The organism is Micromonospora sp. WMMA1923 (assembly GCF_049179195.1).
Classification (GTDB): domain Bacteria; phylum Actinomycetota; class Actinomycetes; order Mycobacteriales; family Micromonosporaceae; genus Micromonospora; species Micromonospora yangpuensis.
Genome location: NZ_JBMHLZ010000001.1, coordinates 1,245,364 through 1,258,371 on the forward strand (window position 1 = coordinate 1,245,364; position 13,008 = coordinate 1,258,371).

Here is a 13,008-nt window from a genome sequence, read left to right on the forward strand (position 1 = left end):
CAAGAGGTAAAAGCCGGCCAAGAACGAACCCCGCTGGCGGCGGTTGGCCGGTTCCTCGTCAGCGCGGGGACTCGGCCGGACGTACGGGCGCTCCGGACCGCCGCTCCGTGTGCTCGGGGCGTCCGCTCCGTGTGCTCGGGGCGTCCGCTCCGCGTGCGCCAGACCGCCGTTGGACCGCCGTCCTCGTGCCCCAGGCCGCCGTCGTCGTGGTCCGCGTCGTGCTTTGGACCGCCGTCCGCGTGCGCAGGCTGCCGTCCGCGTGCCCAGGCCGTCGTCCGGTGCCTCAAGCCGCCGTCCGCGTGCCCGGATCGCCGGCCGGGCAGACCGCGAACGTGCATGCCTTGATCGCCGACGGTCCCGCCTGGGGCGAGGGATACTCGTTTCGCAGTCAGCGCGCCTGACCCTGGGTTACGGTGACGATCACCCGACCGACACGTCAGCGAGGTGATCGCGATGCGCGAGAACGACGCGGACCAGCCCCGGACCCGCCAGGCCGCGGAACGGCTGATCGGGGACGAGTACGGCGACGGGGCGCTCGACGAGGTCACCGAGCCGCCGACCGACGTACAGCGGGTGATTCAGGACGACGACCCCGACGACCCCGCCGACGTACCGGTCGACCCGCAGGTGTTGCGCGACGGCGGCCCGACCCGGGGCCAGGGCGCGGTCACCACCACCGGCGGCACCGCCGGCCCGGCGAGCGCCCGGCGGGTGGCCCGCCAGCCGGAACGGCATCCCGGCAAGGTCGCGCCGACCACCACCGGTGACGCCACCACCGGCGGCATGAGTACGCCCGCCGGCGGCTCGACCAGCGACCAGTCCTCGTCGGCCAGCCAGATCGGCGGCTTCACCGACGACTGATCCACCGGTCCCCGCGCTCGTCGCGTCCCGGCGTGCCTCGCCGCCTCCTACGCGCGCCGCCGTCGTCTCCTGCGTGCGGCCGTCGCCCCTGTGCGCCGTCGTCGTCCCTGCGCGCGTCGCCGTGCCCTGCGTCGCCGCCGTCGTCTCCTGTGCGCCGCCGTCGTCCCTGCGCGCCTTGCCGTCCCTGCGCGCGCCATCACCCCGTGCGTGCCGCGCCTCCCGTGCGGTGGTGTGAGAGGGGTACCCCGCTATACCGAATGCGTTAACAGGGGGCCCTTCCTTACACCTGGAGGGTGGTTAGGCGTTGGGTGGCTCGGGTGAGGGCGACGTAGAGGTCGCTGCGTCCCCGGGGTGACTCGGCGACGATGCCGTCGGGATCGACCACCAGCACCGAGTCGAACTCCAGCCCCTTGGCCTGGGCGACGGTCAGCACCACGACCCGGCTCTCCAACTCCGGGCGGTCGCCGACGGCGGCCTCGGGCAGCTCCGCGACGAGCGCGGCACCCAGTTCGGTGAGCCGGCCGGCGGGCAGGATGATGCCGAGTCGTCCCTCGTCGAGGTCGGCCGCCGCCCGGGTGGCCGTGGCGACCAGTTCCGCGGCCAACCGGTCGGCGGAGACCCGACGGTCGACCGGTGGGTGGCCGCTCTGCCGAACCGAGCGGGGCGGGCTCAGGTCGGGGTCGATGTCGGCCAGCACCTCGGCCGCCTTCGCCATGATCTCGGCCGGGGTGCGGTAGCTGACGGTCAGCTCCTCCAGCCGCCACCGTTGCGCCACGTACGGCTCCAGCGCGTCGCCCCAGCTCGGCGTACCGGCCAGTGCCCCGGTCTGGGCCACGTCCCCGACGATGGTCATCGACCTGCTCGGGCAGCGGCGCATGAGTAGCCGCCAGGCCATCGGGGACAGCTCCTGGGCCTCGTCGACGATGACGTGCCCGAAGGCCCACTTCCGGTCGGCGGCGGCGCGTTGGGCGGTGGTGAGCCGGTCCTCCTCGGCCTGCCGGTCCAGCAGCCGGTCCGCGTCGATCAGGTCGGTGACGCCGAGGATCTCACCGCCGTCGTCCTCGTCCTCGACGTCGATCGAGCGGGAGCCCTGCCAGATCTCCAGCACCCCTTCGGCGTACTCGCGTTGCAGCACGCGCAGCCGTTCCACCCGGGCGGCGGCGGCCCGTTCGTCCTCGCCGAGCAGTTCGGCCGCCTCGTCGAGCAGCGGTACGTCGGCCGGGGTCCACCCACCGGGCTGCCGGTGCAGCAGGGCGCGTTCGTCCGCGGTGAGCTGGGGCGCGGCGGCGGCGATCCGGTCGGTGTCGGCGTACAGGTCGGCCAGCAGCCGCTGCGGGGTGAGCACCGGCCAGAGCCGATCCAGCGCCGCCTGTACCTCGGGCTCCTCCCGCAGCTCCCGACGGATCTCGGCGACGTCGGCCTCGGCGAGCAGGTTCTCCCCGCCCAGCGGGTCCGCGCCGATCCGTTCGGCCACCTGGGCGGCGAGCGCGTGGACGATCTCCAGGTCGAACAGCGGCCGGGCCAGGTTGTGCGGCCGGCCGGAGCGCCGCGCCCGGTCCCGGGCCTGCCGGCAGGTCTCCGGGTCGAGCCGGATCACCTCCCGCTCCACCTCGATCTCCAGCGGCTCGTCGGGCACCCACTGCCGGTCACGGACGGCGGCGGCGAGCACCTCGGTCATCACCGAGCGGCCCTTGACCGCCGCGGCCCGCGCGGACTCCGCCCGCCGCGCGCTGACTCCGGGAAAAAGGTCCCCCGGGGTACGCAGCAGCACGCCGGTCTCGGCCAGCGCCGGCAGGACCTGCGAGATGTAGCGCAGGAAGGTGGCGTTCGGGCCGACCAGCAACACGCCCCGGGTGGCCAGCTCCCGGCGGTGGGTGTAGAGCAGGTACGCCGCCCGGTGCAGTGCCACGGCGGTCTTGCCGGTGCCCGGCCCGCCCTGCACCACCAGCACTCCGGGCAGGTCGGCGCGGATGACCCGGTCCTGTTCGGCCTGGATGGTCTCCACGATGTCGCGCATCCGGCCGGTCCGTCCGGCGTTCAACGCGGCCAGCAGGGAGGCCTCGCCGGTCAGCTCCTCGTGCCCGCCCGGCGTGGCGGTGGCGAGGTCGAGCACCTCGTCGTCGATCCCGGTGACCTTGCGCTGCCGGGTGCGCAGGTGTCGTCGACGCCGTACGCCCTGCGGGTTGGCGGCGGTGGCCAGGTAGAACGGGCGGGCGGCGGGGGCCCGCCAGTCCATCAGCAGCGGGTCGTAGTCGTCGCTGGTATCGAAGATCCCGATCCGGCCGATGTAGTGGCGGGCCGCGTCGTCGGTGTCCAACCGGCCGAACGCGAGGCCGTTCTCCACCGCGGAGAAGCGTTCGACCTGGTCGGCGTACATCCGGACCGAGCTGTCCCGCTGGGAGCGGTCCTGCTGGGTGCCGCCGGTGCTGCGCAGCGCCTCGGTGAGCCGCTCGGCGGCCTGCTCCCGCATCCGGTCCAGCCGGTCGTAGAGCATCGAGACGTACTCCTGCTCGGGGCCGATCTCGTCGGGCAGTTGCGGTTCACCGGGACCACCGGAGTGCCTTGACAAGCTGTCTCCTCGAAAGATAGAATCCCAGCAGGAGCGGCCACTGGTGCCGTTCCTTTTCGTGTTTCAGAGCTGATGCGTGTCTCTGAACTGAGAAACATACCGCGCCCCGCCGCACCGGACCAAGCTTTCCCACCCACCGCACCGACGGGCCAACTTTCCCGCTCGCCGCGCCCAGTCTCGTGGCCCCGGACACTCCGCAGGGCCGCTTCCACCGCGTCCCCGGACGCACCGCGCCCCGGTCTCCGGACGCACCGCCCCCCGTCTCCGGACGCACCGCCCCCCGTCTCCGGACGCACCGCCCCCCGTCCCCGGACACACCGCGGCCCCGGACACGACGCAGCCCCGGACACACCGCGGGGCCGGACCAGCTCACGCCGGCCCGGCCCCCTGCTGCGATCTGGCTGCGATCGGCCCGCCACGACCTCGCACGACGAGGTCGGTCAGCCCTTGGCGACCTCGTCGTGCGAGGTCGGTCTAGCCCTTTGCCGCTTGGAAGAGGCGTTCCGGGGTCACCGCGCCGGCCAACATCCGGCCGTCGTCGGTGAACAGCACGTTCACCAGGTTCGTGCTGAACAGGCGGCCCTTGCCCCAGTCCCCGCTGACCTCGGGCAGCACACCGTCCAGGTTCGGCCCGGCCGTCGTACCCGGCTTCGCCTCGGCGTCACCGGCGGCCTTGTCCTTCTCGGTGCCGGTCTGGGTGATCACGACGGTGGTCCAGCCCTCGCCGACCGTACGCGTCTTGTCGTGCTCGGGCCGTTCGCCCGGAGCGACCGCGGCCTTCTCGGCATCCAGGTTCTCGGTGACCGTACCCGGCGGGGGGTTGAAGGTGAACTGGTCGGCGTCGGGCCGCTGGTAGTCGATCTGCGTGAAGGCCATCTCGAAGGCCGGGCGGTCGGCGGCGTCGGCGAACACCTCGAACCGTAGCGGCACGTACTCCTTGGCGTCGATGGCCACCCGTACCTGGTCGATCAGGGACGCCTCGTCCCGCGGACGCAGCACCAGCTCGTACGCGTCGCGCCCGGCGACGGTGGCCGAACGGCCGACGCTCACCTCGGTGCTCGGCTCGACGGCCTGCAACGCCAGCTTCGCCGCCTCCTGCGGGGTCGCCGGCAGGTCGGGCGCGCCCGCCGGCCTGCCCTCCGCCGAACCGCCGGCCGGCAGGGTGCGGTGGGTGGCGGTGTTGGTCCGGCTGTCCCAGGCCCACACGTCCCGACCGTTGCGGATCAGGTTCCGTTCGCCGAGGGTGTCGACCAGGGCGATCCGCTGCTTGTCCGGTCCGGAGTGCCAGACCCGCAGGGTGTGCGTACCGGTGAGCAGGGCGGTCAGGTCGTCGCCCCCGCCGAGCAGGCCGGCAGCCGGCGGCAGCCCCAGGTCGGAGCGCTGGACGACGGTGCCGGACAGCCCGTCCAGCCGGGCGGTCTGCAGATCGACCAGGAGCTGGGCGGCGCTGCGCGGCGGCAGGCTCGGCTCGGCGTCGGCGGCGAACGTGCCGACGGCGGCACCACCGCCGACCACGGTCACTGCGGCGGCCACCGGGACCAGCCAGCGAAGGACGGGACGGCTCTTCAACACGGACATGCGTGACACCTCCTGCGCCCATGGTGCGCCACGGTGGCTGTGAGCAGGCTGAGGATGACCATCTGTCCGCCCCGGCAGGTGGCACCCTTGAGGCTGTGCGGTTGCTGGTGGTGGAGGACGAGGCGCGGTTGGCCGCCGCCCTGCAGCGGGGCCTGCAGGCCGAGGGGTTCGCCGTCGACGTGGCGGCCACCGGGCCGGCCGGCCTCGACGCGGCCCGCCACGGTGGCTACGACGCGATGGTGCTGGACGTGATGCTGCCCGGCCTCTCCGGGTACGAGCTGGTCCGCCGGCTGCGCGCCGAGCAGGTCTGGCTGCCGGTGCTGATGCTCTCGGCCAAGGACGGCGAGTACGACCAGGCCGACGGGCTGGACTGCGGGGCCGACGACTACCTCACCAAACCCTTCTCGTACGTGGTGCTGCTGGCCAGGCTGCGAGCCCTGCTGCGCCGCGGCGCACCCGAACGCCCGACCGTGCTCAGCCTGGGTGACCTGCGCCTGGACCCGGCCCGCCGCCGGGTCACCAGGGCCGACGCCGAGGTGGCGCTGACCGCCCGCGAGTACGCCCTGCTGGACTATTTGATCCGCCGCCCCGGTCAGGTCGTCTCCAAGACCGAGCTGCTCGACCACGTCTGGGACGCCAGCCTGGAGACCGCCCCGAACGCGGTGGAGGTGTACGTCGGCTACCTGCGCCGCAAGATCGGCCGGGAACGCCTGGAGACCGTCCGCGGCGCCGGCTACCGCCTAACCACCCCATGACCCTGCAAGGAAGGGCCCCCTTTTATCGCTTCCGGTATAGGAAGGGTCCCTTCCTAACGCTCGGGCTGCGCGCCCGGCTGATGATCATCGGTGTGCTCGGGCTCACCGCGGGGTTGGCCGCCGGCGGGCTGATCCTCTTCGGCGCGCTCGGGTACACCCTGCAACGCTCCATCGACACGGAGGCGCTGCGTACCGCGGACACCATCGTCCGCCTCGCCGAGCAGGACGCCCTGCCCGACCCGCTGCCGGTCGCCGGGGGCCAGTCCCGGGTCCAGGTGATCGACGACCAGGGCCGGGTGCTCGCCGCCTCGATCGACGCCGACCGCCTCGTCCCGATGCTTCCGCGCGACCAGCTCAACCAGCGCGACCGGGGCGATGACCGGGGCGATGATCAGGGCGACCAGCGCGACCGGGGCGGGCAGCAGCGCACCTTCGTACCGGGGCAGCGGCTCGGCCTCGACGGACCGGTCCGGGTGGTGGCCGTACCGGCCGGCACGCCTACCGAGCCGCTCACCGTGCTGGTAGGCAAGTCGATGGCGGACGTGAGTCACAGCATGCGGGTGGTCCAGACCATGCTGCTGATCGCCTTTCCGCTGCTGGTCGCCGGGATCGCCGTGGTGGCCTGGCGGGTGCTCGGGGCCACCCTGCGTCCGGTGGAACAGCTGCGGCGCGGCGCGGCCGAGATCACCGGGGGCGCCAGCAGCGGCCGGCTGCCGGTACCGGCGTCGCGGGACGAGATCCACCGGCTGGCGGTCACCCTCAACGACATGCTCGACCGCCTCGCCGACGCCCGGGACCGGCAACGGGCCTTCGTCGCCGACGCCGCGCACGAGCTCCGTAGCCCGCTGACCAACATGCGTACCGAGTTGGAGGTGGCGCAACGCCTGGCGGACCGGACCGACTGGCCGGCGGTGGCCGGCAACCTGCTGACCGACACCGAACGGCTCAGCCGGCTCGTCGACGACCTGCTGCTGCTGGCCCGCCTCGACGAGACCGGCCCGGCCGGCGGCCCCTTCCCGGCGGCCGGGAGTGCCGGCCCGGTCGGTGGTTCCTTTCCGGCGGCCGGGAGTGCCGGCCCGGTCGGTGGTTCCTTTCCGGCGGGCGGGAGTGCCGGCCCGGTCGGTGCCAGCGCCGGCTGGGGACGCGGTGTGGCCGGACCGGTCGAGCTGGGCGCGCTGCTGACGGCCGTCGCCCGTCGCTACCCCACCCCACCGGTACGGGTCGCGCCGGTGCCCGAGCCGCTGTGGACCCTCGGCGACCCCGACGACCTGACCCGGATCCTGGCGAACCTGATCGACAACGCGGTCCGGCACGCGCACCGCGAGGTGGTGCTGGCCGCCGTACCCGCGGACAGCGTCGACGCCAACACCGGTCGGGCGGCCACCGTCGGGTCGGGGGCGTACCACCTGGTGACGGTGACCGACGACGGGCCGGGCATCCCGGAGGCGGACCGGGGACGGGTCTTCGACCGCTTCACCAGGCGTGACGACGCGCGGGCGCGGGATGCGGGTGGCGCCGGGCTGGGGCTGGCCATCGTCCGTGAACTGGTCCGCCGCAGCGGCGGCACGATCGAACTCACCACCGCCGGTCCCACCCGTGCGCCCGCCCCGGACGCCGCCGCCCCGGACGCCGCCGCCCCGGACGCCGCCGCCCCGGACGCCGCCGCCCCGGACGCCGCCGGTCCGGACGACCCCGGTCCAGACGCCGCCGGTCCGGGGGTGGATGGTCCGGGGGCTGATGGTCCGGGCGGCGTGGGACCGGGGCTGCAGGTCCGACTGTTCGTGCCGGTGCTGCCCGATCCAGACCTCGATGGTTAGACCACCCGCCCACCCGAACACCCCGAGCCAGACCCCCCGTCGCCGCCAAAGCGCTCCCCGAGGTGAATCTTGGACACTTACCGTTCTATTTGGACGGTAAGTGTCCAAGATCTACACCGCATTCGGGTACGGAGAGAGTGAGGTGCCTCGGCTGCGGAGGAGGGTGGGAGCGGGGGGCGTGCAGACGTGAGGAGCGGTGCACGGTGGTTCGGGTTTGCGGTCAGGGCCCTGGGGCGGTCAACCGGGTCGGTGTCCGAGCGGTTGTCGGAGGGCTCCGATCCACACCAGGCGGAGCGGCCCACCCGAGCAGCCCCGTCCAGAAGATCTTGGAGGATTTCGGCCCCTCCGGGGGCTGTTCAGCCCCTCCGGGGGCACAATTCTTCCAAGATCTTTCAGTAGCTGCTCGGGTTGGTCCAGGTGCACCGACGGCGGGGCGGTCGTTGCGGGTCCGGCAGGGGTCAGCCGCGTTCGGTGCAGACCGGGCGGGACCGGCCGATCTTCTCGGTCGACCAGACGACGGCGACGGTGAAGCAGAAGTCGACGTCCCGGTCCAGACCGTAGACCGTGTACGTCTCCGTCCCCGCCGGTAGCTCGGTGAAGGCACGCGGATCCTGCCCGGTCGGGCCACCGGCGACCACCACCGGCCCCTCCGCGCCCGCCGGATAGCGCCACCGCAGCAGTACGTCGTTACGGTTGTCGCGCAGGACCACCGATCCGGGCGGGGTACCGGGGGTCGCCGCCGGTGCCGGGGGAGCGCTGGCGCTGGGGGAGGGGCCGGCGGGCACCGGCTGGTCGTCGCGGGAGTCGTCGACGCGGGACACCCCGGCGATCACCGCCGCCGCGCCGAGCAGCACGACGAGCACCCCCGCCACCACCACCGGTACCAGCCGGTTGGGTCGAGGCGGCGGCGGCCGGTGCACCACGACGGGGAGCAGCCGCGACGGTGGCTCCGGCTCCGGCTCGGGCGGCTGCCGCACCCGGCGTACCCCGGGGCTTTCCTCGCCGCTGCGGGCGAGCGCCATCACCGCCGGCGGCACCGGGCTCTCGGCCGGCGTGCCCCACTCGGACGGGGACGCCGGCCCGAACGGGGTGGCGCGCTGCCCGGCCGCGTCGATGGGCGCTGTCGCGTCGGCCGGCTGGGTCCGGTCGGCCGGCGGCCGGTCGAAGGGGTACGCCGCATCGGCGTGGTGGTCACCCTCCTCCGGGGGCCACCAGTCGGCGTCGGGGTCGTCGGCCGGGAGCCGGGGCGCGGGCACCGCCGACGGAGCCGAGGCCGTCGCGGCGGTGGCCGCGCTGTCCGGGTACGGTGCCGGCGTCCGTTCGGCCGCCGTCGGACCACCCGGCTCCGCCCGCCCCTCGTCGACGGATGGTTCCCGGGCCGCCGGCACGCTGACCCCGCCCGACACCGCTGGACCGCCCGACGTCGCTGGCCCACCCGACCATGCTGGCCCGCCCGACACCGCTGGACCGCCCGACGTCGCTGGCCCACCCGACCAGGCTGGACTGCCCGACGTCGCAGCTCCATGCGCCAGCGCTGGCCCGTCCGATGTCGCTGGCCCGTCCGACAACTCGGGTTCGCCTGACGTTGCCGGTCCGGTTACGGGCTCGGCTGAACTCATCGGCCCGGCTGAGCTCGTGGGCTCGGCTGAAGTCGTGGGCTCGGTTGGGGTCGTCGGTTCGGCTGAGGTCGCGGGCTCGGCCGGGGTCGTGGGTTCGGCGTCGGGGCAGACGTGTTGCGGGTTGGCCACCGCCCTGGCCAGCTTTGCCACCTGCGCGGCGAGCGGATCGCCCGGGGGGAGGTGCTGACGGCAGAGCTCGTCGGCGTACGTCAGGTTCTCCTGCGCGTCGGTGAAGCGTCCACAGTCGCGCTGCATCGAACCGAGCCGGGCGAGCATCTTGATGCCGCTGGGATGGCCGTCGCCGTAGACCTCCCGGTGCAGCTCCCAGGCGTCCTGCAGGCGGTCCCGGGCCACCGTGCACTGGCCCCGGGCGTACTCCACGGTGGCCAGATCGGCGTGGGCGGCGAGCACCCGCAGCGACTCGGGGCCGTCGGTGGCGGTCAGTTCGATGATGACGTCGGCGTAGAGCCGGGCGGCCCGCGCATCGCTGCCCACCCGGTGCAGCACCGCGGCGAGGGTGGCCGCCGCGGAGATGGTCTGCGGATCGGAGCGTCCGTACAGGCGGGTGGCCACCGCGTACGCGAAGGCGGCCCAGCCCCGCGCGGAGTGCGGCTCACCGAGCGCGACCAGGACCCGCGCCTGCAGCCCGGCGGCCTCGGCCAGCTCGGGGGAGGCGTACGCCGGGCGGGGGTCGGCATCGGCCAACGCGTCGGCGAGCAGCCGTCGCGCACCGTGCAGGTCACCATCGGACACCATCTGGTGTGCGTGGACAGTCAGTTCAGCCAGCCCCGAAGACACGCCCCATCGTGCTCGCCCCGCGACAATATGTACAACCCCTGGCGCGGGTGTTTGGTCAGGAAACGCCCAGGTGATCCCGTAACGTCTCGCTGATCCGGCGCAACTGTTCCACCTGCTCGGGGCTGAGCGCGTCGAACAGATGGCGACGTACCCCCGCCACGTGGCCGGGGGCGGCGGCCTGGAGGGTCGCGAAACCGGAGTCGGTGAGCACCGCGAGCTGACCCCGACGGTCGGTCGGGCAGTCCTCGCGGCGGATCCAGCCGGCGGCCTCCAACCGCGCCGCCGCATGGGACAACCGGCTGCGCGACGAGGTGGTCAGGGTGGCCAGCTCGCTCATCCGCATCCGCCGCTGCGGGGCCTCGGAGAGCCGGACCAGGATCTCGTAGTACGCGTGCGGCATGCCGGCGTCGCGTTGCAGGTCCCGGTCGAGGGTCTCCATCAAGGCCCGGGAGGCGGCCACGTACGCCCGCCAGGTGCGTTGCTCCTCCGGATCCAGCCAACGGGTCATGGGTCACAGCATACCCAGGTCGTTGAACGCTCAACTAAATCGCGCTACGGTCGGGGTATGGGAATCCACCGCCTGAACCACGCCGTGCTCTACGTGAGCGATCTCCACCGCAGTGTCGCCTTCTACGCCGACGTGCTCGGCTTCCGGCCGGTCCCGATGACCCCGGACGGGTTCCGGGGCGCCGCCTTCCTCCAGGCCCCGGACAGCACCAACGACCACGACCTGGGACTGTTCGAGCTGGGCGCGGGTGCCGGCCGGTCGGCCGCCGGTCGCAGCACCGTCGGCCTGTACCACCTGGCCTGGGAGGTCGACACCCTCGACGAGCTGGCCGCGACCGCCGAGCGGCTCGCCGCCGCCGACGCCCTGGTCGGCACCTCCGACCACGGCACCACCAAGAGTCTGTACGGCCGGGACCCGGACGGGCTGGAGTTCGAGGTGGTCTGGCTGGTCCCCGCCGACCGGCTCGACGACACCGCGCTCGCCGCCCGCAAGCGGATCGGCAGGTTGGACCTGACCCGCGAACGCCAGCGGTACGGCGGGCAGACCCGGGGCGGGGTGGGCATCTCGGTCCCCGCCTGACCGGCCCACTGACCCGGCCCACTGACCCGGTCCGCCGGTCCAGCCCGCTGGTCCGGCCCGCTGGATTATGGTCCGGTGGGTCCGGTGGGTCCGGTGGGTCCGGTGGGTCCGGGTCTGGTGGTGCGGTGGGGGCGTCTGATCGCCGGTGCGGTAGAACGGCAGCATGCCGACCGACACCGTTCTCTCCGGGCTGCTCAGCCGACAACTCGATGCCTGGTTGCCGGCCGCGCTGCAGCGGTCCCGGCGGGCCACCCTCGCGTTGGCCTGCGGCGCGGGTGACGCCGGGACGCTGACCGGCGCGCTGAGCGTGATCAGCCGGTACGCCGACCGGTTGCGCGGTGCCCGACTGACCGTGCTGGTGCTCGCCGACGCCGACACCGACGCCGATTCTGGCACCGGTTCTGGCACCGGCTCGGGCACCGGCACCGGTTCCGGGACTGGCAACGATGCTGGGGCCGGCACCGGTTCGGGCACCGGCACCGGGACCGATCTGGCGGCCCGGCTCGGTGCGGTCGAGGCCAGCCTGCCGGCTGAGGTCGCCGTACACCTGGTTCCCGGGGACGCGACCCGGCTGCCGGTGGCGCTGAAGGCGGCCGGCGCGGCCGGTGCGCCGGTGTTCACCCTGGTCGTACCGCCCGGTCCCGCCGGCACCCCGGCATCGGCGGTGGTGGCCGCGGCAGCGACCGGACGCCCGGCCGAGTTGCTGCTTGTCGCGGACGCCTCGGTCCGCGTCGGGCTGGCGCAGCGGTTCCCGCTGGTCACCGAGGTGGAGTTGACGTCCGCCGAGGCGGGGCTGTCGTCGGCAGCGGCGGGGGTGAGTCGGGTGGTGGCCTTCGCCACCAGCTCCGACCGGGCCCTGGAGGCGTTCAAGACCGCGCTCTGGGCGGTCGGCGCGGAGCAGCCGCTACGCCTGCGTACCCTGCCGGCCCCGGCGGACCCGCGCGATCCGGTGCCGCTGACGGTCTCGACCGAGCCGGAGGTCGGGCCGCTGGGTCGGGAACTCCTGGCCGAGTTGGGTCGCTCCGGCCCGCGTACGGTCACCGAGCTGCGCCGGCACGCTCTCACCGCGACCGTCTACCGGGCCGCCGACGCGGTCCGGGCGTTGACCGAGCTGCTCGCCACCGGGGCGGTACGCCGTGACCCCGAGGCGGGCCGGCTCGGCGGTGACGTGGTCATCCACGCCGTCGGCGACGCGGCGGCCGGATCAACTGCTTGACCACCAGCGATATCCCGGTGGCGATGACCCCGATGCTGAAGACCATCTGCAGGCAGACCGCCACCCGGGCGAACTGGCCGTTGGCGTGCACGTCGCCGTAGCCGATCGTGGTCAGGGTGGCGAGCGCGAAGTAGAGCGCGTCGATCCGGGTCCGCAGGTTGACGAACTGGCCCGGCGCGCTGAGCGCGATGACGTAGTCGGCCAGCGCGAAGGCCAACAGGCCGGCGACCAGGGCCACCGCCAGGTGGATCAACGAGGAGAGCTGCTCCTCGTCGGCCTGCTGCCCGTCGGCGGGTTGACCGTCGTCTTGAGGGCCGTCGGTCCGGTCGGCGGCGAGTTGCTTGGCGGCGGCGGTGCGGTCGGCGGCGAGTTGCCGGGCGGCGGTCTGGTCGGCGGCGAGCTGTCGGCGGACCTGGCCGGTCACCAGCAGCACGACGATCACCACCATCAGTACGGTGGCCACGATCCGGAACGCGAGCCTGGCCCCGTTCGGGTCGGGCTGCACCGGCACCACGAAGTACGCCACCAGGAGCAGGAGACAGGAGAGGACCGCCTGCCGCTGCTGCCGCTCCCGGCCCATGCGGCAATTGTCGGCCCTGCCGTGCCTTGCTGTCCCTGAAACACCGGGCCGGGCCCGAGCAACGTCGGGCCCGAGCAACGCCGGGCCCGAGCAACGCCGGGCCCGAGCAACGCGGGGCCCGAGCAACG

Annotated in this window: 9 protein-coding genes and 1 pseudogene; 5 read left to right on the forward strand and 5 right to left on the reverse strand. The window is 73.7% G+C overall.

The genetic code is table 11. The features are described 5' to 3' along the window. Positions 1–453 precede the first annotated feature (453 nt). On the forward strand, positions 454–861 hold the full coding sequence (locus ACN28G_RS05660; RefSeq protein ID WP_091446199.1) for a hypothetical protein: 408 nt from the start codon (positions 454–456) through the stop codon (positions 859–861). A 280-nt stretch (positions 862–1,141) separates the two neighbouring features. Here ACN28G_RS05660 and ACN28G_RS05665 read toward each other — a convergent pair whose 3' ends face one another. Beyond that, the gene (locus ACN28G_RS05665; RefSeq protein ID WP_091446201.1) at positions 1,142–3,355 is read right to left on the reverse strand and encodes a HelD family protein; all 2,214 of its coding nucleotides are present in this window, start codon (positions 3,353–3,355) and stop codon (positions 1,142–1,144) included. 549 nt (positions 3,356–3,904) lie between these two features. Beyond that, positions 3,905–5,008 carry a LolA family protein gene (locus tag ACN28G_RS05670; RefSeq protein WP_091435837.1) on the reverse strand — a complete coding sequence of 368 codons (1,104 nt, stop codon included), beginning with the start codon at positions 5,006–5,008 and terminating at the stop codon, positions 3,905–3,907. A gap of 95 nt (positions 5,009–5,103) precedes the next feature. On the opposite strand from ACN28G_RS05670, the gene ACN28G_RS05675 reads away from it, so the two are divergent. After that, positions 5,104–5,763: a response regulator transcription factor gene (locus ACN28G_RS05675; protein WP_091435839.1), complete on the forward strand. Its 660-nt coding sequence runs from the start codon at positions 5,104–5,106 to the stop codon at positions 5,761–5,763. Between the two features lie 80 nt (positions 5,764–5,843). Continuing rightward, a pseudogene (locus ACN28G_RS05680) lies at positions 5,844–7,349 on the forward strand (ATP-binding protein); the annotation flags it as partial. Between the two features lie 689 nt (positions 7,350–8,038). On the opposite strand, the gene ACN28G_RS05685 reads toward ACN28G_RS05680, so the two are convergent. Then, positions 8,039–9,955, reverse strand: coding sequence for a tetratricopeptide repeat protein (locus ACN28G_RS05685; protein ID WP_421478613.1), 1,917 nt, complete (start codon positions 9,953–9,955; stop codon positions 8,039–8,041). 97 nt (positions 9,956–10,052) lie between these two features. Further along, positions 10,053–10,505, reverse strand: a complete 453-nt coding sequence (locus ACN28G_RS05690) for a MarR family winged helix-turn-helix transcriptional regulator (RefSeq protein WP_091435842.1) — start codon at positions 10,503–10,505, stop codon at positions 10,053–10,055. A gap of 57 nt (positions 10,506–10,562) precedes the next feature. On the opposite strand from ACN28G_RS05690, the gene ACN28G_RS05695 reads away from it, so the two are divergent. Together ACN28G_RS05695 and ACN28G_RS05700 are read left to right on the forward strand one after the other, a co-directional pair. Further along, on the forward strand, positions 10,563–11,084 hold the full coding sequence (locus tag ACN28G_RS05695) for a VOC family protein (RefSeq protein ID WP_421478614.1): 522 nt from the start codon (positions 10,563–10,565) through the stop codon (positions 11,082–11,084). A 163-nt stretch (positions 11,085–11,247) separates the two neighbouring features. After that, a complete protein-coding gene (locus ACN28G_RS05700) occupies positions 11,248–12,300 on the forward strand; it encodes a hypothetical protein (RefSeq protein WP_421478615.1) in 1,053 nt (350 codons plus the stop codon). Here the strand turns inward: ACN28G_RS05700 and ACN28G_RS05705 are convergent. Then, positions 12,257–12,880, reverse strand: coding sequence for a potassium channel family protein (locus tag ACN28G_RS05705; RefSeq protein ID WP_421478616.1), 624 nt, complete (start codon positions 12,878–12,880; stop codon positions 12,257–12,259). The two genes, ACN28G_RS05700 and ACN28G_RS05705, sit on opposite strands and share 44 nt — an antisense overlap. Positions 12,881–13,008 lie beyond the last annotated feature (128 nt).

Bases quoted from the DNA above. Each gene is read 5' to 3' on its own strand.
- ACN28G_RS05660 (WP_091446199.1), top strand. From the start codon at position 454: ATGCGCGAGAACGACGCGGACCAGCCCCGGACCCGCCAGGCCGCGGAA.
- ACN28G_RS05690 (WP_091435842.1), bottom strand. From the start codon at position 10,505: ATGACCCGTTGGCTGGATCCGGAGGAGCAACGCACCTGGCGGGCGTAC.
- ACN28G_RS05705 (WP_421478616.1), bottom strand. From the start codon at position 12,880: ATGGGCCGGGAGCGGCAGCAGCGGCAGGCGGTCCTCTCCTGTCTCCTG.
- ACN28G_RS05685 (WP_421478613.1), bottom strand. From the start codon at position 9,955: ATGGTGTCCGATGGTGACCTGCACGGTGCGCGACGGCTGCTCGCCGAC.
- ACN28G_RS05700 (WP_421478615.1), top strand. From the start codon at position 11,248: ATGCCGACCGACACCGTTCTCTCCGGGCTGCTCAGCCGACAACTCGAT.
- ACN28G_RS05695 (WP_421478614.1), top strand. From the start codon at position 10,563: ATGGGAATCCACCGCCTGAACCACGCCGTGCTCTACGTGAGCGATCTC.
- ACN28G_RS05670 (WP_091435837.1), bottom strand. From the start codon at position 5,008: ATGTCCGTGTTGAAGAGCCGTCCCGTCCTTCGCTGGCTGGTCCCGGTG.
- ACN28G_RS05665 (WP_091446201.1), bottom strand. From the start codon at position 3,355: ATGCTCTACGACCGGCTGGACCGGATGCGGGAGCAGGCCGCCGAGCGG.